Annotated in this window: 29 protein-coding genes; 20 read left to right on the top strand and 9 right to left on the bottom strand. The window is 74.2% G+C overall.

Going from position 1 to position 25,693, the window contains the following annotated elements; all coding sequences use genetic code 11:
- Positions 1–25: 25 nt before the first annotated feature.
- From dapA to ZF1_RS08560, 4 genes are all read left to right on the top strand, one after another.
- Complete coding sequence (gene dapA, locus ZF1_RS08545) at positions 26–1,057, top strand: 4-hydroxy-tetrahydrodipicolinate synthase (RefSeq protein ID WP_482636948.1); 1,032 nt, start codon at positions 26–28, stop codon at positions 1,055–1,057.
- 178 nt (positions 1,058–1,235) lie between these two features.
- Positions 1,236–2,924, top strand: a complete 1,689-nt coding sequence (locus ZF1_RS08550; RefSeq protein WP_208819522.1) for a ribonuclease J — start codon at positions 1,236–1,238, stop codon at positions 2,922–2,924.
- 79 nt (positions 2,925–3,003) lie between these two features.
- Positions 3,004–5,595 carry an FtsK/SpoIIIE family DNA translocase gene (locus ZF1_RS08555; RefSeq protein WP_062401169.1) on the top strand — a complete coding sequence of 864 codons (2,592 nt, stop codon included), beginning with the start codon at positions 3,004–3,006 and terminating at the stop codon, positions 5,593–5,595.
- A 133-nt stretch (positions 5,596–5,728) separates the two neighbouring features.
- The gene (locus tag ZF1_RS08560) at positions 5,729–6,643 is read left to right on the top strand and encodes a YceI family protein (protein ID WP_482636949.1); all 915 of its coding nucleotides are present in this window, start codon (positions 5,729–5,731) and stop codon (positions 6,641–6,643) included.
- 10 nt (positions 6,644–6,653) lie between these two features.
- Here the strand turns inward: ZF1_RS08560 and ZF1_RS08565 are convergent, their stop codons facing one another.
- Positions 6,654–7,805, bottom strand: coding sequence for an FAD-dependent monooxygenase (locus tag ZF1_RS08565; protein WP_482636950.1), 1,152 nt, complete (start codon positions 7,803–7,805; stop codon positions 6,654–6,656).
- 94 nt (positions 7,806–7,899) lie between these two features.
- Between ZF1_RS08565 and ZF1_RS08570 the strand changes: the two genes are divergently transcribed.
- The gene (locus ZF1_RS08570; RefSeq protein ID WP_178376785.1) at positions 7,900–8,760 is read left to right on the top strand and encodes a winged helix-turn-helix domain-containing protein; all 861 of its coding nucleotides are present in this window, start codon (positions 7,900–7,902) and stop codon (positions 8,758–8,760) included.
- Here ZF1_RS08570 and ZF1_RS08575 read toward each other — a convergent pair.
- From ZF1_RS08575 to ZF1_RS08585, 3 genes are read right to left on the bottom strand one after another with little or no spacing between them, the layout of a single operon-like run.
- Positions 8,753–9,214: a tRNA (cytidine(34)-2'-O)-methyltransferase gene (locus tag ZF1_RS08575; protein WP_178376784.1), complete on the bottom strand. Its 462-nt coding sequence runs from the start codon at positions 9,212–9,214 to the stop codon at positions 8,753–8,755. The genes ZF1_RS08570 and ZF1_RS08575 overlap by 8 nt on opposite strands.
- 3 nt (positions 9,215–9,217) lie before the next feature.
- Positions 9,218–9,604 carry a VOC family protein gene (locus tag ZF1_RS08580; RefSeq protein WP_178376783.1) on the bottom strand — a complete coding sequence of 129 codons (387 nt, stop codon included), beginning with the start codon at positions 9,602–9,604 and terminating at the stop codon, positions 9,218–9,220.
- The gene (locus ZF1_RS08585) at positions 9,601–10,461 is read right to left on the bottom strand and encodes an AraC family transcriptional regulator (RefSeq protein WP_482636951.1); all 861 of its coding nucleotides are present in this window, start codon (positions 10,459–10,461) and stop codon (positions 9,601–9,603) included. The genes ZF1_RS08580 and ZF1_RS08585 overlap by 4 nt, the downstream gene beginning before the upstream one ends.
- Positions 10,462–10,943: 482 nt before the next feature.
- Here ZF1_RS08585 and ZF1_RS08590 point away from each other — a divergent pair, with 482 nt between their 5' ends.
- The 10 genes from ZF1_RS08590 (at position 10,944) to ZF1_RS08635 (ending at position 17,456) form a co-directional block, all read left to right on the top strand.
- Positions 10,944–11,837, top strand: coding sequence for a hypothetical protein (locus tag ZF1_RS08590; RefSeq protein WP_482636952.1), 894 nt, complete (start codon positions 10,944–10,946; stop codon positions 11,835–11,837).
- Positions 11,830–13,080 (top strand): SRPBCC family protein, encoded by a 1,251-nt coding sequence (locus ZF1_RS08595; RefSeq protein ID WP_482636953.1) that lies wholly within the window; start codon positions 11,830–11,832, stop codon positions 13,078–13,080. Before ZF1_RS08590 ends, ZF1_RS08595 begins: the two co-directional genes overlap by 8 nt.
- Before the next feature lie 36 nt (positions 13,081–13,116).
- The gene (gene gvpJ, locus ZF1_RS08600; RefSeq protein ID WP_062401185.1) at positions 13,117–13,506 is read left to right on the top strand and encodes a gas vesicle protein GvpJ; all 390 of its coding nucleotides are present in this window, start codon (positions 13,117–13,119) and stop codon (positions 13,504–13,506) included.
- Positions 13,503–14,255 (top strand): GvpL/GvpF family gas vesicle protein, encoded by a 753-nt coding sequence (locus ZF1_RS08605; protein ID WP_308818520.1) that lies wholly within the window; start codon positions 13,503–13,505, stop codon positions 14,253–14,255. The genes gvpJ and ZF1_RS08605 overlap by 4 nt, the downstream gene beginning before the upstream one ends.
- Positions 14,255–14,497 (top strand): gas vesicle protein GvpG, encoded by a 243-nt coding sequence (locus tag ZF1_RS08610; protein ID WP_062401189.1) that lies wholly within the window; start codon positions 14,255–14,257, stop codon positions 14,495–14,497. The genes ZF1_RS08605 and ZF1_RS08610 overlap by 1 nt, the downstream gene beginning before the upstream one ends.
- A 583-nt stretch (positions 14,498–15,080) precedes the next feature.
- A complete protein-coding gene (gvpO, locus tag ZF1_RS08615) occupies positions 15,081–15,659 on the top strand; it encodes a gas vesicle protein GvpO (RefSeq protein ID WP_482636954.1) in 579 nt (192 codons plus the stop codon).
- A gap of 9 nt (positions 15,660–15,668) precedes the next feature.
- Positions 15,669–16,214: a gas vesicle protein gene (locus tag ZF1_RS08620; RefSeq protein ID WP_482636955.1), complete on the top strand. Its 546-nt coding sequence runs from the start codon at positions 15,669–15,671 to the stop codon at positions 16,212–16,214.
- 3 nt (positions 16,215–16,217) lie between these two features.
- Entirely contained in the window at positions 16,218–16,961 is a 744-nt protein-coding gene (locus tag ZF1_RS08625; protein ID WP_405418523.1) for a GvpL/GvpF family gas vesicle protein, read from the top strand.
- On the top strand, positions 16,958–17,167 hold the full coding sequence (locus ZF1_RS08630) for a gas vesicle protein (protein ID WP_062401191.1): 210 nt from the start codon (positions 16,958–16,960) through the stop codon (positions 17,165–17,167). Before ZF1_RS08625 ends, ZF1_RS08630 begins: the two co-directional genes overlap by 4 nt.
- Positions 17,157–17,456 carry a gas vesicle protein K gene (locus tag ZF1_RS08635; protein ID WP_062401193.1) on the top strand — a complete coding sequence of 100 codons (300 nt, stop codon included), beginning with the start codon at positions 17,157–17,159 and terminating at the stop codon, positions 17,454–17,456. Before ZF1_RS08630 ends, ZF1_RS08635 begins: the two co-directional genes overlap by 11 nt.
- Here the strand turns inward: ZF1_RS08635 and ZF1_RS08640 are convergent.
- Positions 17,371–17,757 (bottom strand): PadR family transcriptional regulator, encoded by a 387-nt coding sequence (locus ZF1_RS08640; protein ID WP_405418520.1) that lies wholly within the window; start codon positions 17,755–17,757, stop codon positions 17,371–17,373. The two genes, ZF1_RS08635 and ZF1_RS08640, sit on opposite strands and share 86 nt — an antisense overlap.
- A 120-nt stretch (positions 17,758–17,877) precedes the next feature.
- On the opposite strand from ZF1_RS08640, the gene ZF1_RS08645 reads away from it, so the two are divergent.
- On the top strand, positions 17,878–18,315 hold the full coding sequence (locus tag ZF1_RS08645; RefSeq protein WP_482636956.1) for a hypothetical protein: 438 nt from the start codon (positions 17,878–17,880) through the stop codon (positions 18,313–18,315).
- 2 nt (positions 18,316–18,317) lie between these two features.
- On the opposite strand, the gene ZF1_RS08650 is transcribed toward ZF1_RS08645, so the two are convergent.
- Complete coding sequence (locus ZF1_RS08650; protein ID WP_482636957.1) at positions 18,318–18,839, bottom strand: amino-acid N-acetyltransferase; 522 nt, start codon at positions 18,837–18,839, stop codon at positions 18,318–18,320.
- A 52-nt stretch (positions 18,840–18,891) separates the two neighbouring features.
- On the opposite strand from ZF1_RS08650, the gene rimO reads away from it, so the two are divergent.
- The 4 genes from rimO (at position 18,892) to ZF1_RS08670 (ending at position 22,547) form a co-directional block, all read left to right on the top strand.
- On the top strand, positions 18,892–20,388 hold the full coding sequence (gene rimO, locus ZF1_RS08655; RefSeq protein WP_476654181.1) for a 30S ribosomal protein S12 methylthiotransferase RimO: 1,497 nt from the start codon (positions 18,892–18,894) through the stop codon (positions 20,386–20,388).
- A complete protein-coding gene (gene pgsA, locus ZF1_RS08660) occupies positions 20,385–21,002 on the top strand; it encodes a CDP-diacylglycerol--glycerol-3-phosphate 3-phosphatidyltransferase (protein ID WP_405418514.1) in 618 nt (205 codons plus the stop codon). The genes rimO and pgsA overlap by 4 nt, the downstream gene beginning before the upstream one ends.
- Before the next feature lie 135 nt (positions 21,003–21,137).
- Positions 21,138–21,509 carry a helix-turn-helix domain-containing protein gene (locus tag ZF1_RS08665; RefSeq protein ID WP_062401203.1) on the top strand — a complete coding sequence of 124 codons (372 nt, stop codon included), beginning with the start codon at positions 21,138–21,140 and terminating at the stop codon, positions 21,507–21,509.
- A 189-nt stretch (positions 21,510–21,698) separates the two neighbouring features.
- On the top strand, positions 21,699–22,547 hold the full coding sequence (locus tag ZF1_RS08670; protein ID WP_208819455.1) for a PspA/IM30 family protein: 849 nt from the start codon (positions 21,699–21,701) through the stop codon (positions 22,545–22,547).
- Positions 22,548–22,668: 121 nt separating this feature from the next.
- Here the strand turns inward: ZF1_RS08670 and ZF1_RS08675 are convergent, their stop codons facing one another.
- From ZF1_RS08675 to ZF1_RS08685, 3 genes are all read right to left on the bottom strand, one after another.
- Positions 22,669–23,544 (bottom strand): DNA-formamidopyrimidine glycosylase family protein, encoded by an 876-nt coding sequence (locus ZF1_RS08675; RefSeq protein WP_482636958.1) that lies wholly within the window; start codon positions 23,542–23,544, stop codon positions 22,669–22,671.
- A 39-nt stretch (positions 23,545–23,583) separates the two neighbouring features.
- Positions 23,584–25,047 (bottom strand): glycosyltransferase family 39 protein, encoded by a 1,464-nt coding sequence (locus tag ZF1_RS08680; protein WP_482636959.1) that lies wholly within the window; start codon positions 25,045–25,047, stop codon positions 23,584–23,586.
- A 134-nt stretch (positions 25,048–25,181) separates the two neighbouring features.
- Complete coding sequence (locus ZF1_RS08685; protein WP_405418509.1) at positions 25,182–25,583, bottom strand: MauE/DoxX family redox-associated membrane protein; 402 nt, start codon at positions 25,581–25,583, stop codon at positions 25,182–25,184.
- Between the last annotated feature and the right edge of the window lie 110 nt (positions 25,584–25,693).

The following is a 25,693-nucleotide window of genomic DNA, read 5'->3' on the forward strand; positions in this document are numbered from 1 at the left end:
CCTCCGGGCGGTACCGTCACCAGTCATGAGCACCGGCCCCGATCCCGCCCCCGGCGGGCAGCAGCACCCGCCGCGCCGACCGTTCGGCGAGGTGCTGACCGCGATGGTCACGCCGTTCGACGCCGACGGCGAGCTGGACCTGGCGAAGGCCGAGGAGCTGGCGAGCCACCTGGTCGACCTCGGCAACGACGGGCTGGTCGTCAACGGCACGACCGGTGAGGGACCGACGACGTCGGACACCGAGAAGTCCGAGCTGATCCGCGCCGTCGTGTCGGCGGTGGGGGACCGGGCGACCGTCGTCGCCGGGGCGGGCACCTACGACACCGCGCACTCGATCGAGCTGGCCCGCAGCGCGGAACGCGCGGGTGCGCACGGGCTGCTCGTGGTGACGCCGTACTACTCGCGGCCGCCGCAGGAGGGCCTGCTCGCGCACTTCACCGCCGTCGCCGATGCGGGCGACCTGCCGGTGATGCTCTACGACATCCCGCCGCGCAGTGTGATCGGGATCGACGTCGAGACCTTCCAGCGCCTGGCGCAGAACCCCCGCATCGTCGCGGTGAAGGACGCCCGCAACGACCTGCGCGTCGGCACCGAGGTGCTGGCCACCACGACGCTCGCCTACTACTCCGGCGACGACCCGGTGAACCTGCCGTGGCTCTCGGTCGGGGCGGTCGGCTTCGTCAGCGTGATCGGCCACGTCGTCGCCGACCGGCTGCGCGCCATGATCGACGCCTACCACGCCGGTGAACACCAGCGGGCCCGTGCGCTGCACTACGCGATGCTCCCGGTGATCCGCGGGATGGGCCGGGTCGGCGGCGCGGTGTTCGCCAAGACCGCACTGCGGCTGCGCGGCATCGACGTCGGCGACACCCGGCTGCCGCTGCCGCCCGCCACCGAGGACCAGGTCGCGGCGATCGCCGGCGACCTGGCCGTCGCCGGGGTGGCGCTGGACCCGCAGGCCCGCCCGAACGCCCCCGCCTACCAGCCCGGCCACGGTGCCCTGGGCGGACGCACCGCAGCCGACATCGGCGCCGAGGTCGCGTACCACCGAACGTGAGCGGAGCGAACGGAGCATCCGTACCGCACCTGAGCACGAGCCGGCTCCGCACCCGGGCGGGCCCCGAGAACACGAACCAGAGAACACGAACCCATGTGAGGCACGAACCCCTGTGAGTCCCCAGCGCAACGACCGACGCAACCGGCCCGGCCGGACGCTCTCCGCACCGCCGGAGGACATCGAGCGCCCGGAGCTCCCGGACGCCCCGCCACCCGCCCTCGCGCGGGGTGGCCTGCGCGTCTACGCGCTCGGCGGCATCGGCGAGGTCGGTCGCAACATGACCGTCTTCGAGTACGAGGGCCGGCTGCTCGTCGTCGACTGCGGCGTGTTGTTCCCGTCCGACTCCGAGCCGGGCATCGACCTGATCCTGCCCGACTTCCGGACCATCGAGGACCGCCTCGACGACATCGACGCGCTCGTGCTGACCCATGGCCACGAGGACCACATCGGTGCCGTGCCGTGGCTGCTGCGCATGCGCCCGGACATCCCCGTCGTCGGGTCCCGGTTCACGCTCGCCCTGGTCGCGGCCAAGTGCAAGGAACACCGCCTGACCCCGCACCTGCAGGAGATCAAGGAGGGCGACCGGGTGTCCCACGGCGGGTGGGACTGCGAGTACTTCGCGGTCAACCACTCGATCCCCGACGCCGTCGCCGTCGCGATCCGCACGCCCGCCGGACTGCTGCTGCACACCGGCGACATCAAGCTCGACCAGCTCCCGCTCGACGGGCGGCTCACCGACCTGGGTGGGTTCTCCCGGCTGGGCGAGGAGGGCGTCGACCTCTTCCTGGTCGACTCCACCAACGCCGAGGTGCCGGGCTTCGTCACCCCCGAGGCCGACATCGGGCCGGTCATCTCCGACCTGGTCCGCCGGGCGCCGTCGCGGATCATCCTGGCCTGCTTCGCCAGCCACGTGCACCGCGTCCAGCAGGTGCTCGACGCCGCGCACGCGCACGGCCGCAAGGTGTGCCTGACCGGGCGCTCGATGGTCCGCAACATGGGCCTGGCCGACGACCACTCGCTGCTGAACATCCCCGACGGGCTGCTCGTCGACATCGACGAGGCGATGCGCCTGCCCGACGAGAAGCTCGTGCTCGTCTCCACCGGATCGCAGGGTGAGCCGCTCGCCGCGCTGTCCCGGATGGCGCGCGGGGACCACCGCAGCATCACGATCCGCCCGGACGACACGATCATCCTGGCCAGCTCGCTGATCCCGGGCAACGAGACCGCCGTGTTCGGCGTGATCAACGGGCTGACCCGGCTCGGCGCGACCGTCGTGCACCAGGGCAACGCCAAGGTGCACGTCTCCGGGCACGCCCCGGCCGGCGAGCTGCTGTTCCTCTACAACGCGGTGCGCCCGTCGAACGTCATGCCGGTGCACGGGGAGTGGCGCCACCTGCGGGCCAACGCCGCGCTCGCGCGTCGCACGGGGGTGCCCGAGGAGTCGGTGGTCATCGCGGAGAACGGCGTGGTCGTGGACCTCGTCGACGGCCGCGCGGCGATCACCGGGCGGGTCGAGGTCGGGCAGGTCTACGTCGACGGGCTGTCGGTCGGTGACGTGGGCGAGACCACTCTCGGTGACCGCATCGCGCTCGGCGAGGGCGGCTTCATCGCGATCAACGTGGCGATCGACCACAAGACCGGCCGTGCGCTGTCGCGTCCGACGCTGTCCGGACGCGGGTTCTCCGACGACCCCAAGGCGCTCGACGCCGCCCAGTCGCTGGTCGAGGACGAGCTGTCCCGGCTGGAGAACGAGAACGTCACCGACCCGCACCGGATCGCCCAGGGCGTCCGGCGCGTCGTCGGCCGCTGGGTGTCGGACACCTACCGCCGCCGCCCCATGATCGTCCCCACGGTCATCGCCGTCTGAGTGTGTGGAGGGGTCGTCGACCCCTCCACACCCGCGTCGGTCCCCGGTTCGATCACCGAACCGGGCTACCGTGTGTGACATGGCGGGACGCACGGGCACGGGCAGGACCACCACGACTGCGGCCGCGGGCCGCGGCTCGGGGCGGTCGGGCTCGCGCGCGTCCACCGCCCGCAAGCGCCCGTCGGCAGGCCGCAGGCCACCGGCCCGGCGCCAGGGCCCGGACCTGGTCGACCGCGGGATCGACGCGGTCGGCCGGGGCGTGGCGAAGACCGTCCGCGCCTCCGGACGCGCGGTCGGGCGCACCCGCGAGATCGACCCCGCGCACCGCCGTGACGGCATCGGCTTCGGCATGCTCGTGCTCGCCGTCATCGCCGCCGCCGGGCTGTGGTGGCAGGCGGGCGGCTCGGTCGGCTACTGGTTCACCTTCATCGTGCAGGCGGTGATGGGCCAGGCCGGCGTGGCGCTGCCGGCGATCCTGCTGGGCATCGGCATCGTGCTGGTCACCACCGAGGGGCACCCGGAGGCCCGGCCGCGGATCGTGACCGGCAGCCTGCTGCTCGCCCTCGGCGTGCTCGGGCTGGTGCACCTGGGCGCCGGAGCGCCCGCCGAGCCCGACGCCTGGCGCGGCGCGGGCGGCGCGGTCGGCTACGTCGCGGGGACCCCGCTGAAGGCCGGGCTCAGCCTGTGGACGGCCGTCCCCGTTCTCGTCCTCCTGACGCTGTACTCGGTCCTGCTGGTCACCGGCATCCCGGTGCGGGAGCTGCCGGACCGTTTCCGCAGGCTCACCGGACAGCTGCCGCCCGAGCAGGACGACGAGGAGGACACCGGCGCGGGCCGCCCGCGCACGGTCGCCGACGCCGTCGCCGAGCGGGACGGGCAGGCCGGGGACACCGAGGAGGCCCCGAAGAAGCGGCGCCCGGCGCGGCGCAGGCAGGGGGCCGCGGAGGCCGACGCGTTCCGGATGGAGGAGGGCGAGCACGCCCCGGCCCCGGTGGACCCGTCGCTGCCCGGCGTCCCGGACGAGGAGGCGCCCGCCGCCGTCCCCGTCGCGGCCGCACCGCCGGCGAAGAAGCCGCGCAAGCCCGTCGTCGAGACGCCGCAGGTCGCCGACGAGCCGCTCGAGGGAGAGCAGCTCTCGATGGCGATCCGCGAGCCGCAGTCCGACACCGAGTACATCCTGCCGCCGGCGGACACCCTGGAGGCCGGGCCGCCGCCGAAGTCCCGCAGCTCCGCCAACGACGCGATGATCGAGGCGATCACCGGGGTCCTCGACCAGTTCAACGTCGACGCCCAGGTCACCGGCTTCACCCGCGGCCCGACGGTCACCCGCTACGAGATCGAGCTCGGCCCGGCGGTGAAGGTCGAGAAGATCACCCAGCTGCAGCGCAACCTCGCCTACGCCGTCGCCAACGACAACGTGCGGCTGCTCGCGCCGATCCCCGGCAAGTCCGCGGTCGGCATCGAGGTGCCCAACACCGACCGCGAGATGGTCCGCCTCGGCGACGTGCTGCGCTCGGGCAACGCCCGCGCCGAGCAGCACCCGATGGGGATCGGCCTGGGCAAGGACATCGAGGGCCACTACCTCGTCGCGAACCTGGCGAAGATGCCGCACCTGCTGGTCGCGGGCTCCACGGGTTCCGGTAAGTCCAGCTTCGTCAACTCGATGCTGGTGTCGCTGCTGACGCGGGCCACGCCGGACGAGGTCCGGATGATCCTCATCGACCCGAAGATGGTCGAGCTGACGCCCTACGAGGGCATCCCGCACCTGATCACGCCCATCATCACCCAGCCGAAGAAGGCCGCCGCGGCGCTGTCCTGGCTGGTGGAGGAGATGGAGCAGCGCTACCAGGACATGCAGGCCAACCGGGTCCGCCACGTCGACGACTTCAACCGCAAGGTCCGCACCGGGGAGATCACCGCCCCGCCAGGGTCCGAGCGGGTGTACCGGCCCTACCCGTACATCATGTGCATCGTCGACGAGCTCGCCGACCTCATGATGACCGCGCCGCGCGACGTCGAGGACGCGATCGTCCGGATCACCCAGAAGGCGCGTGCGGCCGGGATCCACCTGATCCTGGCGACCCAGCGGCCGTCGGTGGACGTCGTCACCGGTCTGATCAAGACCAACGTGCCCAGCCGCCTGGCGTTCGCGACGTCCTCGCTGACCGACTCGCGGGTCATCCTCGACCAGCCGGGCGCGGAGAAGCTGATCGGCATGGGCGACGCGCTCTACCTGCCGATGGGCGCCGGCAAGCCGGTCCGCATGCAGGGCGCCTTCGTCGACGACGACGAGATCTCCAAGGTCGTCGCGTTCACCAAGGAGCAGGCCGAGCCCAGCTACACCGAGGGCGTCACCGCGCAGAAGGCCGGCGAGAAGAAGGAGATCGACGCCGACATCGGCGACGACCTCGACCTGCTGCTGCAGGCCACCGAGCTGATCGTCACCTCGCAGTTCGGGTCGACCTCGATGCTGCAGCGCAAGCTGCGGGTCGGGTTCGCGAAGGCGGGCCGGCTGATGGACCTGCTCGAGACCCGCAACATCGTCGGCCCCTCGGAGGGCTCGAAGGCCCGCGACGTGCTGGTCAAGCCGGACGAGCTGGAGGGCGCGCTCTTCCTGATCCGCGGCGGCGGGACCGCCGACGGCGGCGAGATCGCCGACGACGACGAGTGACGGCGCGGGTGACGGTCGCGGGGCGGTGATGATCCCGACACCGTTGGTGATCGACTTTTCGGGCCGACGGGTTAACGGGACGGTCACGTTCGTGCCAGAGTGACCAGGGGTCGCCGGCCGGCGACCGCACGTCGTGCTGCCCGTCGTCGCCGGGCAGAGGAGGTTCTGGCTGGTGTTCTGGAGGAAGAAGGACCGTCGTCGCCCGGCGCGGGGCACCACCGACCGGCACGCGCTCGTCCCGATTCCGCTGACCGGCGGCGTGCTGTCCGGCCAGGTCCGCGACCAGCAGGGCGGCGCCCTGGCCGGCACCGAGGTGTCCGTGATGGACGCCGCCGACCGGCGCGCGGTGCACGTCGAGACCGACCCGTTCGGCCGCTTCGCCGCGTCGCTGATGCCCGGCCGGTACCGCGTGCGCGTCGAGGCGGGCGGCTACCAGCAGGCCACCGACGTCGTCGAGGTGTCCTGGGGCGAGCACGCCGACATGGGCCACATCGTCCTCGGCGAGGACCCGGCGCTGCGCCCGCCGCGCCCCGGCGTCTTCGTGATCGACGGCGACCACAGCTCGGTGCGCTTCGTCGCCCGGCACATCGGCATGTCCAAGGTGTACGGCCGGTTCAACCGGTTCCAGGGGCAGATCCGGATCGCCGAGCCGTTCGAGGAGTCCTCGGTGGACGTCGTCATCGACGCGGCCAGCATCGACACCAACGTCGCCGCCCGCGACACGCACCTGCGCTCGGCCGACTTCCTCGACGTCGAACGCTTCCCCGAACTGCGCTTCTCCAGCGTGCGCTTCGTCGCGCACGGCGGGAACCGGTGGACCGTGGACGGCGACCTCACGCTGCACGGCCTCACCAGCGACGTCTCGCTGGACACCACGTTCCTGGGCGCCGCGGAGTGGAACGGTGACCGGGTCGGCGCGGTCGCCACCACCCAGCTGCACCGCGAGCACTACACGCTCAACTGGCAGCAGACCATCGCCAAGGGCCTGCCCGTGGTCGGGTCGACGATCCAGATCCAGCTCGACGTACAGGCGATCCGGCAGTCCTGACCTCCGGTGCTCAGTACTCCGGGAGCGTGAGGGCCGTCGCGGCGGTCGCGGCCCAGTGCTCGGCGAGCCCCGGAGCGGCGGCGTCCGGGGCGGTCAGCTCCCGGACGCGTGCGGCGTTGGTCAGCGCCAGCTCCTGGTTCGCCTCCACCCAGCCGCGCATCCGCTGCTCGTGGGCGGCGGCCGCCGGTCCGGGGTCGCCGCCGGTGCGTGCGAGCTCGCCGGCCAGCACGTAGGCGCCGACCACGGCCAGCGTCGTGCCCTGGCCCGACAGCAGCGTGGGGCACCAGGCGGCGTCGCCGACGAGCGCGACCGGACCGCGCGACCAGACCGGCAGCCGCACCTGGGTGACCGGGGTGAGGTACAGGTCCTCGGCGCGGGTCATGCCGGCGAGCAGCTCGGGCAGCCACCAGCCCCCGCCGGCGAAGTGCCGCGCCACCAGGGCGCGCTGCGCCCCGAGGTCGCGGTGGTGGTAGGTGGCGTCCGGGTCGGAGAAGCCGAGCATCACCCGGACCTCGGTGTCGTCGCGGGCGGTGTAGAGCCCGGCCATCGCGTCGGGGCGCTGCAGGAACACCTGCCAGCGGCTCAGCCCGAAGGTGTTGGGCAGGGTGAACACGGCGACGTGCTGGCCGAGCGGGACCAGCCGGCCGTCGACGTCGGGGCCCAGGGCCAGGCGCCGGACGCCGGAGTGCTGGCCGTCGGCGCCCACCACGACGTCGTAGTGCTCCTCGGTACCGGACGCGAAGCGGACCCGGGTACCGCCCGCCGGGTCAGGGGCGAGCGCGACGACCCGGTCGCCCCACCGGTGCTCGACGCCGTCGAGCGCGCCGGTGAGCAGAGCGGAGAGGTCGTCGCGGAGGATCTCGACGTCGTCGCTCGCGACCGGCCCGCCGGTGAGCGTCACCTCGGTACTGCGGAAGATCTCGGTGCCGTCCTCGTCGACCAGGGACATGCCGTCCATCGCGGTGCGTGCGGCCCGCAGCGCGGCTCCGAGCCCCATCCGGTCGACGACGGTCAGCGCGGGCCCCCGGACGTCGACGGCCTGCCCGCCGGGCCGGGGTCCCGGCGCCGACTCGACGACGACGGGCCGGAACCCGTGCCGCCGCAGCCACCAGGCGAGTGTCGCCCCGGCGATGCCGGCCCCGCTGATCAGGATGTCGGTCATGCGTCCTCCCTCAGTACGGTGTACGAGTCACCATGACCCCGCGAGCTGGGACGACGCGTGGCCTGTAGCGGTACAGGTGGTACAGGGAGGTGCGGTGGACGGGTCGCCGACGGACCGGGTCGCGGCCGCGGTGCGCGCCCGCATCGAAGCGGGCGACCTGCGCCCCGGGGACCGTGCGCCGTCGGTGCGCGCGCTGGTGGCCGAGCACGGCGTCGCGATGTCCACCGCCGCCCGGGCACTGACCCGGCTGCGCGAGGAGGGGCTGCTGCACACGACGGCCCGGGTCGGTTCCGTCGTCGCCGGGCCGGGGGGACACCCGGGTCCGGTCCCGCCGCCGGACACGGACCGGCTGGTGCGGACCGCGATCGGCATCGCCGACGACGAGGGCCTGGCCGCACTGTCCATGCGCCGCCTCGCCGGGGCGTTCGGCGTGCCGACGATGTCGCTGTACCGGCTGGTCCGCAGCCGGGACGAGCTGCTGCTCGCGATGCTCGAGACGGTGTTCGCCGAGCTGGTGCTGCCCCCGGCCGACGGGCCGTGGCGGGCCCGGCTGGAGGGGGCGGTGCACGCGCAGTGGCGGATGCACCGGCGGCACCCGTGGCTCGCGCGGGTGCTGTCGCTGTCCCGTCCGCAGGCGCTGCCGTCGCTGCTGCGCTTCGCCGAGTTCGAGCTCGCGGCGCTGGAGGAGGTCGTCGCCGACCCGGTGGAGCGGTTCGACCTGCACCTGGCGCTGACCGGGTTCGTGCGGGGGATGGCGCTGACCCTGGCTGCGGAGCAGGAGGCGCAGGCCGACACCGGCGTCGACGCCGACACCTGGGCCGACCACGACCCCGGGCTGCGCACCGCGCTGCGGCGCCACGGCGGGCCCGCGCTGCGCCGGATCGGGGACCACCCCTACGACCTGCAGCGGGTCCTCGACACCGGGATCGCCCGGTTCCTCGACGGGATCAGCTGAACCCCTGCTGCCGCCACGCCTCGTAGACGGCGACGGCGGCGGCGTTGGCCAGGTTCAGCGAGCGGTTCGACGGCCGCATGGGCAGCGCCACCGTGCCCGTCACCCAGTCCGCGCCCGCCACCTCCGGCGGCAGCCCGGTCGACTCGCGGCCGAACAGCAGCACGTCCCCGTCGGAGTAGGCGACGTCGGTGTAGCGGACCGGCGCGCCCGGCACGAACGCGAACACCCGCGTCCCCGCGGCGCGCACCCAGCCGGCGAACGCGGCCGTGTCGTCGTGCACGACGATCTCGGCGAGGTCGGCGTAGTCGAGCCCGGCCCGGCGCACCGAGCGCTCGTCGAGGGAGAAGCCGAGCGGCCGGACCAGGTGCAGCTCGGCGCCGGTGTTCGCGGCGAGCCGGATCGCGTTGCCGGTGTTCGGCGGGATCTCCGGGGTGTGCAGGGCGAGGCGGACCACGCGCTACTCGTACCAGGTGCCCCCGCTCCAGTGGTTGCCGTCCGGATCGGCGACCTCGAACAGGCGGCTGCCGTAGTCGGCGTCGAAGGGCGCGTGTACGACGGTGGCACCGGCCGCGACGGCGCGGGCGAACAGGGCGTCCGGGTCGTCGCAGACGAGGTGGACGGCCGCGCCACCGGGTGGGCGGCACCCGTCGTGGGCGGGGCCGAGCATCACGCCGCCGGGGGCACCGGTGGACCCGGTTCGCACCAGCTCGGCGTGGACGATCGTGCCGTCGTCGCCGGTGTGGACGGCGCGCTCGGTGAAGTCCAGTGCCGAGGTCAGGAACGTGACCAGGGCGCGCGGGTCGGGGCTGGACAGGCTGGGCCAGAGGCCGGGCAGGTCGCTCATGGGTGCGAGGGTGCCGGGGACGGGCGCCGCGGTCGTGGACGAATCGGAGCCGCCGGCCGGACCCGCTCGGCCCGCCAGGTCAGCGCGGTGGTGCCGGCGAGGTCGCGGAAGTCGCGGGCCATGTGCTGCTGGTCGGCGTAGCCGCAGATCGCGGCCAGCTCGGCGAGCGGGGGAGCCGACGGACGGCGCAGCAGCGTGCACGTCCGCTCGAACCTGATGACCCGTGCCGCGGCCTTCGTCGCGAGCCCGGTCTCGCGGCGCAGCCGCTCACCGAGGTGGCGCTGCGACCAGCCGACCTCCTCCGCGACGTCCGCGACGCGCGCGGTCCCGCCGCTGCGGGCCAGCAGCTCCCAGGCGCGCACCACCTCCGGCGGCGCGTCGCCCGGACGGTCCCGGGCGTCGGCGACGGAGCACAGCGCGGCGTCGAGCAGCGCGCAGCGCCCGGCCCACCCCGGCTCGGCGCGCAGCCGGTCCAGCAGGGCGTCCAGGCCGGGCAGGAGCAGCGCGAGGTCGACGACGTCGCCGGCCAGCTCACCGGCGGGCAGCCCGAGCAGCGTGCGGGCGCCGCGCCAGGTCATCTCCAGCTGCATCCCGGCCTGCCGGGTGCCGGTCGCGAGCACCGCGGGTGCGGCGTGCAGGCCGGCCGCCGAGGCGGTGAACCGGCCCGGGCCGCGTCGCGGATCCGGAGCGGCGAGCAGGTCGACCGCACCGTCCAGGCAGAGCACGACGGTCAGGTGGGCACTCGACACGCCCTGGTGCGTCCCCGCCGGGCCCGCGGGGGAGGACCAGCACCAGATCCCGGACACGAGCGGGCGCAGGCGGGCGGAGGGACGCCAGCGCCGGGCCCCGTCGGACATACGGGCCAGGGTAGCGCCGCCGGGACGGGGAGGCGGGGAGTCCGGAACGGACGATCGTCGGCGACGCCTGGACGCGCCCGCACCGCCAGCTGTTCCGCGGTCGTTCGTCGAACGGTCGACGGGGGTCCACCGGGGGTGCCCGGCGATCCTGAGAACGGCCGCGGGGCCGAAAAGTGAGCGGTTGTCGCACACGGCCGTCCGCCGTAGCGGACAGGGCTCTTCACGGAATGGATCTTAGGGCGGTCGTCGCCCAATCGCTCCGTTCGGACGAAACATTTCCTTAATCGATCCCACGTCTATTCGATCACCCTGGCGATCGAATGGACGCCGGGTCGGCAAGATCGGAATTGTGGTATCTCCCGGTTCGTATTCGTCGGGGGAGGCAGATCGGTTCGTGGTGTGTCATGGTTCCGATTCGGAGCGGGGACGCGGGGCGTTCCGGAGTGCTGTCCGGTAATCGCTCAATGGAGAGGGACGGGGTCATGAGTAACGCCTCCAAGATCGGAATGGCCGTCGTCGGCGGCTATGTGCTGGGAAGAACGAAAAAGGCCAAGCTGGCGATCATGCTCGGGGGTGCGCTCGCCGGGCGGAAACTGAATCTGACGCCTGCCGGAGTCGTGTCGCAGGCGTCGAAGGTGGTGGCGGGGTCGCCGGAGCTGACCCGGCTGTCCGACGCCGTGCGCGGCCGGCTGTTCGAGGCGGGCAAACAGGCCGCGGTGTCCGCGGCCGGCAACCGGCTCGAGGCGCTGACCAACTCGCTCGTCGAGCGGGTCGAGAATCTCGGCAGGCCGGTCGAGCAGGTCGCCGGCGCCGCCGGTGACGCCGCCGGGGCGGGTGTGGAGAAGACCGGTGACGCGGCCGGTGCGGCCGTCGAGGGCGCCGGTGCTGCCGCCGGTGCCCTCGGGGACACCGCGGAGGGCGCGACTTACGTCGTCGGAGGCACGACCGACGCCGTCGGCGAGGCCGCCGGGGAGGCTCCGGTGGTCGGCCGGGCCGCGAAGGGCACCACCCGCGCGGCCGGGTCGGCGACGCGCGGAGCGGGCCGGGCGGTCGCGGGCACGACGTCGAAGGCGCGCCGTCCGCGGTCGGCCGACGCCGACTCCGAGGACCCCCCGCGCCGGCGGACCGGACGGTCGTCGGGCTCGGGATCGTCGTCGGGACGTGCGGGATCGTCGAGCCGGTCGTCGTCGGACGGTGCGGACTCCGACTCCGAGGGCCGCGCGGCCCCGGTCCGGCGGACCGCGCGGTCCACCTCGGGCCGCAGCTCCGAGTCGTCGTCCTCGGGGTCGTCGGGCAAGGGCGGCTCGCGCAACGGCCGGGCGCCGCGCTCGGGCGGGCGTGCGGCGAAGAAGTCGGAGGCGCGGGCCGATGGCTGAGGAACGGGACGGCAGCACCTCGGTGCTGGACCAGCTGCCCACCGACCGCCTGAAACAGGCCGGTCAGCTGCTGTTGAAGGCGGCCGCCGACCGTGCGGTCGGCGCCGCGATGAGCCAGGTGGAGGGACTCACCGAGCGGCTGACCGGCGTCGCCGAGAACGGCGGGACGGGTCTGGGTGCGGCCCTCGGCGGGGGTGGCTCGGAGGAAGGGGGCAATCCGGTGACGAACGCGGTGAAGGGCGGGTTCTCGGCCGTCAAGGACACGGTGATGGGGGCCGTCGGGCTCGGCGACGACGACTCCGAGGACTCCGAGGGCGGCTCCGGCGGCGGTGGTTCCGGCGGGGGCCGCGGCAAGTTCAAGTTCATGAACATCGTCGAGCACCTCGATGTCGGTGTCCCGGTGCGGGTCGCCTACGACCAGTGGACGCAGTTCGCGGACTTCTCGACCTTCATGAAGAAGGTGCAGTCGGTCGACCAGGAGTCCGACGAGAAGACGAACTGGAAGGCCCAGGTGTTCTGGTCGAAGCGCACCTGGAGTGCGACGATCATCGAGCAGATTCCGGACACTCATATCATCTGGCGTTCGCAGGGTGCCAAGGGGTATGCCAACGGGTGCGTGTCGTTCCACGAACTCGCGCCGAACCTGACCCGCGTCGTGCTGATCCTCGAGTACTACCCGGTCGGCCTGTTCGAGAAGACCGGCAACATCTGGCGCGCCGTCGGCCGCCGGGCCCGGCTGGAGTTCAAGCACTACGGACGGCACGTGATGGTCGAGACCCTGCTCAATCGCGAGGAGCTGGAGGGCTGGCGCGGGGAGATCCGCGACAGCGAGGTCGTCAAGACCCACGAGGAGGGGCTCGAGGAGGAGCGCGAGGCCGAGTACGACGACGAGGACGCCGAGTACGACGACTACGAGGACGCCGAGTACGACGACGACCTCGACGAGGACGACCTCGCCGACGACGACCTCGCTGAGGACGACGACCTCGCCGACGAGGAACCGGTCGAGGACGACGGCTACGCGGAGGAGGACCTCGACGAGGACGACCTCGCCGACGACGAGGCCGTGGACGAGGAACCGGCCGACGAGCCCGACCCGGAGTACGACGACGCCGAGTACGACGACCCCGAGTACGACGACGCCGAGCCGGAGGAGGCCGAGGCCGAGGAGCCCGAGCCGGAGGAGGACAGCGGCCGACGGGTCGGGAGCCGTCGCCGTCGCACGGCGGGGTCCCGTGCCTGACCCGGCCCGGCACCCGCGAACGGAGGGACGGACACCGTGACCGTCAGCCATCGACAGGGGGGCGGCGGCCGGGTCGACCGCGCCCCGCAGGGCGACCTCGCCCAGGTCATAGACCTGATCCTGGACAAGGGTCTCGTCATCGACATCTTCGTGAAGGTGTCGCTGGTCGGGATCGAGCTCGTCACGATCGACGCCCGCATCGTCGTCGCCAGTGTGGACACCTATCTGCGGTTCGCGGAGGCCACCAACCGCCTCGACCTGCACCAGAAGGGCGGCAAGGACCTCGGCGAGGTCGTCAGCGGCATCTCGGAGGGCGGCTCGAAAGGGGTCTCGAAAGGAGCCACCAAAGGAGTGATCGAGGCGGGCAAGGAGAAGTTCGACGACCTCCGGGGTGAGCGTCGCTCACGGAAGGAGAAGAGCGGGTGAGCAGCGCGACCTACGTCTACGCCGTCGTCGCCGCCGACATCGACCTGCCCGAGGGGCTGACGCCCGTCGGGGGCGGTGAGGAGGTGGCGGTGATCGACCACGGGCGGCTCGCCGCAGTCGTCAGCGACGTCCCGCGCGACGCCCCGCTGGGCAGCCGCGAGGACCTCCTGGCCCACGAGCGCACCGTGAACACCCTGGCCGGGAGCACGACCGTGCTGCCGATGCGGTTCGGCGGCGTCGTCGACGACGATCGCGCCGTCGTCGACGAGCTCCTCGCCGCGCACCAGGAGTACTTCGCCTGGGCGCTGGAGCAGCTCGACGGCTGCCGGCAGTTCGTGCTGGCCGGCCGCTACGACTCCGACCGCCTGGTGGCGGGCATCGTCGAGGCCGACCCGGAGATCCAGCAGCTCGGTGAGGCCGTGCGCGGCAAGGACCCGGACGCCACGTACTACGAGCGCATCCGGCTCGGTGAGGCGATCGCGGGCCACGTCGAGCGCATCCGGTCCGACGACGCGGACCTCGCCGTGGAGCGGCTGGGCCCGTTCGCGGTCGCGACGTCGGTGAAGGAGCCCGCCAGCGAGGACGGCGCCGTCGAGCTGGCGCTGCTGGTGCACCGCGACCGGGTCGGCGACTTCGAGCAGGCCGTCGACGCGCTCGGCGACGAGTGGGACGAGCGGGTGCGGCTGCGCCTGATCGGCCCGGTCGCACCGTACGACTTCCTGCCCGAACCACCGGAGGCCGAGGGCTGATGGGGCTCTTGCGCGGCCTGCTCGGGCTGCCGCTCGCACCGCTGCGCGGCGTCGTCTGGGTGGGGGAGCAGCTGCAGGAACAGGCCCATGCCCGGCTCTACGACCCGGTCGCGGTGCGCCGGCAGATCGACGAGGTCGAACGGGCCTACGAGCAGGGGGAGATCTCCGAGGCCGACCGCGACGCGCGTCAGGAGGTCCTGCTGGCCCGGCTGACGGGGCGACCGGGGGACGGCCGTGGCTGAGGCGGAGGACCGGCCGTCCGACGAGCGACCGCGTCGTCGCCGGTCAGGAGAGCCGGCCCGTCGGCGGGACGGATCGGAGTCTCCGGTGCGGCGACGGGCGGGGGAGGCTCCGCCGCGTCGGTCGCGGGACGGGGAGGACCCGCCCCGCCGCCGGTCGGCGGACGACGACGCCGCGCCGCGCCGCCGGTCCCAGGATGCTCCGCGACGCCGTCGGTCCGGGGAGGGTGACGCCCCGCCGCGTCGTCGCTCCGACACCGCGGACGACCGGGCCGCCGACGCGTCGTCGGAGCGGGACGGACGCGGTGCGCGGGACGGCGGGTCCGAGCGGCGTCGCGACACCGGCGATCGGCCGGTGCGTCGTCGCTCCGCCGGGGACGAGCCCGCCCGTCGTCGCCGGTCCGGTGACGACGGGGCGACCCGGGAGCGGCCCGCGCGCCGCAGCCGGCCCCGTGACGGCGACCGGGCCCCGGCGGCGCCACGACGTCGCCGAGGCCACACGGAGGAACAGCCCCCGCGGCGTCGGCCGGCGGGCGGAGGCCCGCGGCGGGGACGCGCCGGCCGCGACGAGCCGGACCGGGAGCCGGTGGGCGACCAGGACGAGGAGGTCCTGGACGACACCGGGGCCGACGACGGGACCGGGGACGAGGTCCGGCCCGGCGACGGGGCCGACAGCGACACCGGGGACGACCGGGAGACCGATCTCGACTTCGACGAGTCCGAGTCCGAGCCCGATCCCGGATCCGAGGAGGAGGAGGAGCCCGAGCCGATGGTGGACGAGTCCGGTGCCGACGACGAGGACGACTCCGCCGAGGACGAGGGACCGGACGACGAGGTGACAGAGGACGAGGAGCCCGAGGACTCCGAGGACGAGGAGCCGGAGGAGCAACCCGACCCACCCCGGCGTCGCATCGGCGCCCGCGCGGCCGCCCGCGCCGCTGTCGAACAGATCGTGGAGATGACCGGCCGCGCACCGGAGGGGGTCACGTTCGTCCGCAAGCAGGACGACAGCTGGCTGGTCGGTGTCGAGGTCGTCGAGACCGAGCGCATCCCCGACTCCTCCGACGTCCTCGCCGTCTACGAGGCCGAGCTCGACGACGAGGCCGAGCTGATGTCGTACCAGCGGGTCCGGCGCTACCCGCGCGGCCGCGGCGACGACGACTGAGGGAGGACCATGAGCGACGCCGTCCGCTGGAGCAGCCCCGGTGCGCCGCAGCGCCGCAGCGAGCAACCACCCCGGCAGTCGGGCACCGACCTGGCCGACATCCTCGAGCGCGTCCTGGACAAGGGCATCGTCATCGCCGGCGACATCCAGGTGAACCTGCTCGACATCGAGCTGCTGACCATCAAGATCCGCCTGGTCGTGGCCTCGGTGGACCGCGCCAAGGAGATGGGCATCGACTGGTGGGAGCGCGACCCGACGCTGTCGGGCGGCCGCGACGCGCTGGAGGAGGAGAACGCACGGCTGCGTGACCGGGTGGAGCGCCTCGAACGCCTGCTCCCCGCCGTCGAGCGGTCCACGCCGTCCGACGACACCCACGACGGTCCCGACGGGGAGTCGGCCCGGGCCGACGACGCCGCCGTCGAGAGGTCGATCGACCGGGCCGTCGCGGACCGGGACGAGGACGGACCCGAGGCCCCACCGCGTCGCACCCGCCCCGCCGCCACCCGGCGGCGCCGCACGACCACCACCCGTCGCCCGGCACGCGGGAAGGACTGAGCCGTGGACCTGACCTACGTCTACGCCGTGGGCGACGCGGCCCCGCCCGACCTGGCCGGGCTCACAGGCATCGGGGGCCGCCCGGTGCACACGGTGACCGGCGGTGACGCGCTCTGGGCCGCCACCGGCACCGTCCCCGAGTCCGACTTCGGCGAGAGCGCCCTGACCGCCCGGCTGGAGGACCTGACCTGGCTGGCGACCACCGCGCGGGAGCACCACGCCGTCGTCGACGCGCTCGGTGCGCGCACCGTCGTCGCGCCGCTCGCCCTCGCGACGGTCTACCGCGACGACGACCGGGTCCGCGCCGTGCTGACCGAACGGCGCACCGCGTTCGCCGAGGTCCTGGACCGGCTCCGGGGCCGCACCGAGTGGGGCGTGAAGGCCTACGCCACGCCGCGGCCGGAGGGCCGCGACGCCGGGCGGGCCTCGTCCGGGGCCGAGTACCTGCGCCGCCGTCGCCGGGAGCTCGACCGCGTCGCGGGTGACGACGACGCCGCCCACGCCGCGGCGCAACGGCTGCACGAGGCGGCGGCGCGGGCCGCGGTGACGACGCGACGGCACCGGCTGCACGCCCCTGCGCTGACCGGACGCACCGAGCCGATGGTCCTCAACGGCGCCTACCTGGTCGACGACGCCGACCGCGACACCTGGCGCGCCGCCGTCGCGGGGGCCGCGGACGGCGCCGGGCTCACCGTCGAGGTCACCGGGCCGTGGGTGCCGTACTCGTTCGTCGAGGAGGAGCGGTGAGCACGGGGGAGACCGGCCTCGCCCACCGCGAGGTCGCGCTGGTCGACCTGCTGGACCGGCTGCTCGCCGGCGGGGTCGTGCTGGCCGGGGACGTCACCGTCTCGCTGGCCGGGGTGGACCTGATCCGCATCTCGCTGCGCGCGCTGATCGTGTCGATCGCCCCGGCCGGGCGGCAGGCGGGGGAGGAGCCGCCCGATGACGCCTGACCCGCGCCCCGGTGGCCGGATCGACATCGACCGCGACGCCGTCCGCCGCGACCTCATGAAGCTGGTGCTGACGATCGTCGAGCTGCTGCGTCAGCTCATGGAGCGCCAGGCGCTGCGCCGTGTCGAGCAGGGCGACCTCACCGACGACGAGGTCGAGGACCTCGGCACCGCCCTCATGCACCTCGAGGAGGCGATGGACGAGCTCACCGCGGAGTTCGGTCTGACCGCGGCGGACCTGAACCTCGAGCTCGGCCCGCTCGGCCCGCTGCTGCCCCGGCACCGCTCGTGACACCCCCGCCGGGCAGCACCGCGCGCACCGCCCGCACGTGCGCCTCGAACTCGCGGGTCCGCGACCTCAGCACCCGCTCCCCGCCCGGGGTCAGCCGGTACCCGCGGCTGCCGGCCGGGCGTCGCACCAGCCGGTTCCGTTCGAGCCGGTGCAGTGCCCGGTACACCGGGCCCGCCGACAGGACGAGCGCGCCGCCGGAGCGGTCGAGCACGGCGTCGCGGACCGCGGCCCCGTCGCCGGGGGCGTCGTGGATCGCGCCGAGGAGCAGCAGGTCCAGCGTCGACCGGTCCGGTGGCCGCATGGGCGCGCTCCCTCCGTTCGTCGGCTCGAACTGCAGCGTTCCCCCGCCCGGGCGGGCGGAAACCGACACACACCCGGAACCGAGAGGACCGATCGTGATGGCCGTACCCGCGAGGACCCGATGAGCACCGCGACACAGGAGGCCCCCGCGGTCCCGCAGGCCCGGGCGCCGCGCACGGCGACCCCGCCGGCGCCGCCCGACCCGACGACGCAGCTGCGCGACGCCGGGGAGCGGCTCCTGGCCGCACTCGTCGACCGGCTCGCCGCGCTCGCCTGCGACCAGGTCGACCGCCTGGCCGACTCACTGGAGCGGATGGCGGCCGACGGCGGGCCCGGTCTCGGCGCCGCGCTCGGGGCGGGCAAGGCCCTCGCCCGCGGTGACAACCCGGTGTGGGGCGCGATCAAGGGCGGGTTCGCCGCGCTCGGGACCGCGGCGAAGGTGCTGATCGGCGTCGTCGTGGCGCTGGCGCCGGTGCTGCTGGTGGTGGCGCTGGTCGTCGTGATCGTCGCCGCGCTGGTGTGGGCCGTGGTCGCGGCGGTGAGGGCCGCCACCGGCTGAGGTCAGAGGGTGAGCAGCATCCGCACGTTGCCCAGGGTGTTCGGCTTCACGTGGGCGAGGTCGAGGAACTCGGCGACGCCGGCGTCGTAGCTGCGCAGCATCGCCGCGAACACCTCGGCCGACACCGGTGTCCCGTCGATCTCGGCGAAGCCGTGCCGGGCGAAGAACTGCTTCTCGAACGTGAGCACGAACAGCCGCTCCAGCCCGAGCTCGCGCGCGCGGTCGATCAGGGCGGCGACGATGCGGTGCCCGACCCCGCGGCCCAGCACCGACGGCGACACCGCGACCGTGCGGATCTCACCCAGGTCCTCCCAGAGCACGTGCAGGGCGCCGCAGCCGACGACCGTGCCGTCGACCTCGGCGACGAGGAACTCCGGGACCGCCTCGTAGAGGGTCACGGTCTCCTTGGCCAGCAGCACCGTGCCCGCGTACTCGTCGACGAGCTCGCGGATCCGGCGGACGTCGCGGGTGCGGGCACGGCGGACGACCACGTCGGGAACCGGGGCGGGGACGGGCTCGGGCACGGCAGGAGAGCCTAGACCGGGGCCGTCGGACTCGGCGTCTACCCTGGTACCCGTGGCTTCCCCCGAGAACGCACCCCGCCGCGCCGCCCTGCTGACGCTGGGCTGCGCGCGCAACGAGGTCGATTCCGAGGAGCTCGCGGGCCGCCTGGCCGGGTCCGGCTGGGAGCTGGTCGACGCCGAGGACGGCAGCCCCGACGTCATCGTCGTCAACACCTGCGGATTCGTCGAGCAGGCGAAGAAGGACTCGATCGACACCGTGCTGGCCGCCTCGGACGTGGCCCGCCCGGCGGGGGCGAAGGTCGTCGCCGTGGGCTGTCTCGCCGAGCGCTACGGCGCCGAGCTGGCCGCCGACCTGCCCGAGGCGGACGCGGTGCTCGGCTTCGACGCCTACCCCGAGCTCGCCGAGCGCCTCGGCGACGTCCTGGGCGGGCACGCCCCGGCCCCGCACGTCCCCACCGACCGCCGCACGCTGCTGCCGATCTCGCCGGTCGAGCGCCCGGCCGCGGCGGCGGACGTCTCGGTCCCCGGTCACGACTGGGTGCCCGACATCGCGCGCACCCGCCTGTCCGGCGGACCGGTCGCGTCGCTGAAGCTCGCGTCGGGCTGCGACCGCCGCTGCGCCTTCTGCGCCATCCCGAGCTTCCGCGGCAGCTTCGTGTCCCGCCCGCCGGCCGACGTGCTCGGCGAGGCCGCCTGGCTCGCCCGGCAGGACGTGCGCGAGATCGTGCTGGTCAGCGAGAACTCCACCAGCTACGGCAAGGACCTCCCCGGCGGCACCCGCGCGCTGGTCGACCTGCTCCCGCAGCTCGCCGGGATCGACGGGATCGAGCGGATCCGGGTCGCCTACCTGCAGCCGGCCGAGCTGCGGCCCGACCTGCTCCGGGTCATCGCGACCACGCCGGGCGTCGCGCCCTACTTCGACCTGTCGTTCCAGCACGCGTCGGCGCGGGTGCTGCGCCGGATGCGCCGCTTCGGGTCGCGCACCGACTTCCTCGACCTCTGCGAGCGCATCCGCGCGCTCGCCCCGGAGGCCGGGATCCGCTCCAACGTCATCGTCGGGTTCCCCGGCGAGACCGAGGAGGACCTCGCCGAGCTGGAGGCCTTCCTCACCGGTGCCCGGCTCGACGCCGTCGGTGTGTTCGGCTACTCCGACGAGGACGGCACCGAGGCCGAGGGCTACGACGGGCACGTCGACCCGGCCGAGGTGCAGGCCCGCGTCGCGCGGATCTCCGCACTGGTCGACGAGCTGATGGAACAGCGTGCCGAGGAACGCATCGGCACCGAGGTCGTCGTGCTCGTCGAGTCCGGGGAGAGCGACGAGGACGACTGCACCGGCCGCGCCGCGCACCAGGGCCCCGACGCCGACGGCGAGTCCACCGTCGTCGGGGCGGCGCAGGACGGCCCGGAGCCGGACTCGCTGCGACCCGGTGACCTGGTCCGCTGCCGCGTCGTGGACACCGAGGGTGTCGACCTGCTGGTGGAGGCCCTGGAACTGCTCGACCCGCGCGTGCCGGCCGCGGCCGTCCCGGCGGCCTCCGCAGCCGGATGAGCTCGCACCCGGCCGGGGGCACCGCCGGAGTCGGTGACCCGCCGCTGCTGAACATCGCGAACGCGCTGACCGTCCTGCGGCTGCTGCTCGTCCCGGTGTTCGTCGTCGCGCTGTTCGTCGACGGCGGCGAGGACGTGGTGTGGCGGCTGGTCGCGTTCGCCGTGTTCGTCATCGCGGCGGCCACCGACCGGCTCGACGGCCAGCTGGCCCGCAGCCGCGGGCTCGTCACCTGGTTCGGTGCGCTGGTCGACCCGATCGCGGACAAGGCCCTGATGGGCGCCGCCCTGATCGGGCTGTCGCTCCTCGGGGTGCTGCCGTGGTGGGTGACGATCGTGATCGTCGTCCGCGAGCTCGGCATCACCGCGCTGCGCTTCGTCGTGATCCGCCGTCGCGGGGTCATCCCGGCCAGCCGCGGTGGCAAGGCCAAGACCGTCGCCCAGACCGTCGCGATCGGGCTGTTCCTGCTGCCGCTGCCGGAGCTGCTGGGCCCCGGCACCGCCGCCGCGACCGCCGTGCTCGTCCTCCAGTGGGCGGTGATGGCCGTCGCGCTGGTGCTCACGGTGGTGACCGGTGCCGACTACGTCCGCAAGGCGGTCCGTCCCCGGCCCGCCTGACCTGCGGGGACGATCCGGGGCCCGCGCGGCGTTGAGGTGTTCGCCGTGGGCGGACAGCGTCACGGCGCGTGGGAACCGGGGAAGTCGGTACGGTGAGACATCACCGGGTGTCCGGGGAGCAGTCGAGGAGGGCACATGCTGCTGCGGGAAGCGATCGGCAGTGGGCTGCGTGAGGTGCGCACCGCGCGCCGGCGCACGCTGCGCGACATCTCGCGGGCCGCGCGGGTGAGCCTCGGGTACCTCTCCGAGGTCGAGCGCGGGCGCAAGGAGCCCTCCAGCGAGCTGCTCGCGGCGATCTGCGAGGCGCTCGGGGTCTCCGTGCCGGACCTGTTGACCACCGTCGCCGCCGAGATGGCGACGGCGACGTCCGCCGCGGCCGCGGGCCGTCGCGACGACGTGCTCGTCCCGATCGGGCAGCGGCACGCCGAGCTGCGGCTGGCCGGGCGGCCGGGTTCCGTGGTCGCCGCACCGGCGTCCTCGGGCGGGCCGGTGGCCTCGGCCGCCTGATCGCACGGCCCGCCCCGGCCGACCGCTCCTGCGCGGTAGGGTGCGGACAGACCGGCAGCGATGCCAGGATGGACAGGGCCGGAGGTCCGGTGCCGACCACGGGGGGAACGCGGGGTCGGTCCGGGGTCCGCACGCCCGCCGTGGTGGCGGGCACGGTCGCGAGCGAACGCAGGCGGAGGACGCGCAGAGATGGCCAACGGATTCACCAAGTTCTTCAGCTATCTGTCGGCCCTGTTCTCGTCGAAGGTCGACGAGCACGCCGACCCGAAGGTGCAGATCCAGCAGGCCATCGAGGACGCCCAGCGCCAGCACCAGCAGCTGTCGCAGCAGGCGGCCGCGGTGATCGGCAACCAGCGCCAGCTGGAGATGAAGCTGAACCGGCAGCTGGGTGAGATCGAGAAGCTGCAGTCGTCGGCGCGGCAGGCACTCGTGCTGGCCGACCAGGCCCGCTCCCAGGGCGACGAGCAGAAGGCCCAGCAGTACGAGCAGTCGGCGCAGACCTTCGCGACCCAGCTGGTGACCGCGGAGCAGGGCGTCGAGGACCTCAAGACGCTGCACGACCAGTCGATCGGTGCCGCCGCACAGGCCAAGCAGGCCGTCGAGCGGAACTCGATGATGCTGCAGCAGAAGATCGCCGAGCGCACCAAGCTGCTCAGCCAGCTCGAGCAGGCCAAGATGCAGGAGCAGGCCGCGAAGTCGCTGCAGCAGATGAGCGAGCTGTCCGCGCCGCGCAACGCCCCCTCGCTCGACGAGGTCCGCGACAAGATCGAGAAGCGGTACGCCACCGCGCTCGGGTCCGCGGAGCTGGCCCAGAACTCGGTGCAGGGCCGGATGCTGGAGGTCCAGCAGTCGACCACCGACATGGCCGGCATGTCGCGGCTGGAGCAGATCCGGGCGTCGATGTCGGGGGCGCCGATCGCCGGGGGCCAGCAGGCCCCGCAGGTGGGCCAGGGGGAGCCGCAGCAGCAGCTGCCGTCCTCGCCGGCGCCGGCCCAGCAACAGAACACCCAGAACCAGCAGCAGCCCGGCACCGCCTGAGCCGCTCGCCCGTTCCGCACCGTCCGCCGCGGCCCCGCCCAGGGACCGCGGCGGACGTGTGTCCGGGCCCGGGCGGCCCTCCGCGGGCCCCGGCCGCCGGTGGCGCCCGTGGCAGCAGGGCTCAGCGGGTGCGGGCGGCGCCGGGCGGCGGTCGCCCGGGGGCACCGCGGCGCGGGCCGGTGGCCCGGCGCACCGGCCGCGGGGACGGTCCCGTCTGGCAGCGCGGGCACCAGTAGGTGACCCGGGCCCGGTGGTCGTCGCCCTGGTCGGCGGTCCGGATGCGGGTCCCGCACCGGCGGCACGGACGTCCGGGCCGCTCGAACACCCAGTGCGACTCGCCGGCGGCCAGCGAGCCGGTCGTCGTCTGCTCCGGGCGGTCCTTGTTCGACGACAGCAGCCGCCGCGACAGGTCGATGACCCCGGGCAGGTCGGGCACGTCGCGGATCGGCACCCAGGGCGTGAGCCCGAGCAGGAAGCAGATGTCGTTGCGGTAGAGGTTGCCGAGACCGGCCATGACCCGCTGTTCGAGCAGCACCAGCCCGAGCGGGTGGTCGGCCCGGGCGGTCATCCGGCGCAGCGCCTCGGCGTCGTGGCCGGGGCCCCACTCCGGGTCGAGCAGGTCGGGCCCGAGATGCCCGACGAGGGTGTCCTCGTCGTCGGTGGGGAGCAGCTCCAGGTCGTGCAGGGCGAACCCGACGGCGACCCGGTCGGCGGTCTCCAGCACCGCGCGCGCCTCGTGCGCGACCCGGCGCCACCGCATGCCGGGCCGGTACAGGTGCCAGGAGCCGTCCATCCGGAAGTGGCTGTGCAGGCTGCGGCCGTCGTCGAACCGGGTGAACAGGTGCTTGCCGACGGAGACGACGCCGGTCACGGTCAGCCCGGCCAGGTCGTGCTCGGCCAGGCGCGGATGGCGCAGCTCGCCGCGCAGCAGCTCGTGCCCGGACAGCGCGGTGTGCAGCCGCTTGCCGGCCAGGTACACGGTGTCTCCCTCGGGCACGACCGCGACGCTACCCGGGCGGGCCCGGACCGGCCGGGCTCAGTCCACGACGAGCGTCCGCAGCTGCGGCCACACCTGCGACCACGGGTGCGTCATGCCCTCGCCCAGCCAGACGCGGTTGCCGTCGCCGAGGTCGGTGACCGGTCGCAGTACCACCCCGGTGGGCGCCAGCAGGCCGGGGTCCCTGCCGAGGAAGATCACGACGTCGTGGTCGTCCGGGGGCGGGTCGAAGTAGCCGTAGCTGCGGTTGCCGCTGTACCCGGGCGGCAGGCCGAGCGCGGGGTCGGCGGTGTCGACGTAGGCGGCGAAGATGTACGAGCCGCCCACCACGACGGAGCGGTCCCGCTGGTCCGGGGGCAGCCCGTCGCGGACGCGGGCGACCTCGCCGACGATCCGCTCCGGCACGGCGGGGTCGGCCGCCCCGGCGCTCGCGGACAGCATCGCCGCGGCGAGGGCGACCGACAGCACCCCGGCCGGCCACGCCACCCAGGACCACCGCCGTCGCCCGGTCGCGCGCCGCTCCTGGAACCACACCGCCCCGAGCGCGGCGACGGCACCGTGCAGACCGCACAGGTAGTAGGCACGCCCCACGGTCACCGCGAACACGATCCACAGCACGAGGAAGGTCACCGCGACGAAGCGGTACGGCCGCAGCCGCGGCGTCGTGAACGCCGCGACCGCCCCGACCACGACGAGCACGGTGCCGAGCAGCCCGGCCAGCAGCAGCATCGCCACCGCGTTGGGGCCCGGCCCGCCGAACAGCACCGATTCCTGCGCGACGACCGACGTCATGCGCAGCTGCGGCCAGCCGTGCACGGCCTGCCACACCAGTGTCGGTGACGCGATCAGTGCACCGAGCAGGGCGGCCCACCAGAACGCGGGCCGCCGCAGCATCGCCCGCGGCCCGGCCAGGCCGATCGCGAGGACCAGCACCGCGCCCAGCAGGATCACCTGGAACTTCGTCAGCGCGGCCAGGCCGAGGAGCGGGCCGACGGCGAGGAGCAGCCGGTCGTCGCGCACGCGGGTCCAGCGCACCAGCAGCCACAGCAGCAGCGCCCACTGCAGCGGTTCCAGCGAGTACGGCGTGAGGAAGTGCCCGAACAGCGTCACCCACAGCCCGGTGGCCTGGGCGAGCGCGGTGAGGACCTGGGCGCGGCGGTCGCCGCCCAGCTCACGGGCGATCAGTGCGGCGACGACGACCGCACCCGCCGTCGCCAGCGACGGCGCGATCCGCAGCACCCCGTTCACCCCGGGTGCGAGGACGTCGGCGAGCCCGGCCAGCGCCGGTGCGACCGGGGGCTGGTCGGCCGACCCCCAGTTGAGGTGGTGCCGTCCGATCGCCAGCATCAGCGCCTCGTCGAACCAGTACCCGCGCCCCAGCGCCCCCATGACGAGGTGGACGACGGCCACCACCCCGGCGACGATCCCGACGGGCAGCCGCGCGAGCCGCGGAACCGCCGTGGGTGCAGCGGCGGAGTCCCGGACCGTGGTCGACGACGTCATGTGTCCCCCCGAGCGACGACGTGGACGCCGGCGGTCCCGGGCCCGGCGCCATCAGACCCCGGCGGGTCCGTCCGGTGCAGCGGGCATCGGGCGGTGGACGATCGACTTCGGTCTACCGGCGGTCCACCCTCCGGTCAGCCGCGCGGGGCGCTGCGGGCGATCCGCACCGCCCACAGCACCAGCGGGACCTGCAGCGGCAGCCGTCCCCAGCCGATCGCCCGGTACAGCGGGTCCGTGCGGTCCCAGTGCAGCGCCATCGACACGTTCGCCGGGAACACCGCCACGAACAGCGCTGCCGCGGCCCAGCCGCCCGCACGCCGGGTCCGCGGATGCGCGACCGCCGCGGCGACGGCGCCCTCGGCGGCCCCGGAGGCGTAGGTCCAGAACCGGGGCTCCCCGGGCAGGCTGCGCGGCACGATCGAGTCGAACGGCTCGGGACGCACCACGTGCAGGACGGCGGCGGTGCCGAGCAGCCCCGCGAGCCCGAGAGCGAGACGGCGGTCGCGGGACGGGGTGCCGGGGGAGCGACGGATCATGACAGCGATGGTGCCACCCGGTACGGGCGGCGGCCGCGCCCGCCGGTGCGGCGGGCGTCACGGTCGGCGCCGGGTGCCCGCGGGCGATCCCGGCCACGTCCACCGGACCT

This window comes from Pseudonocardia sp. ZF1, from assembly GCF_056835605.1.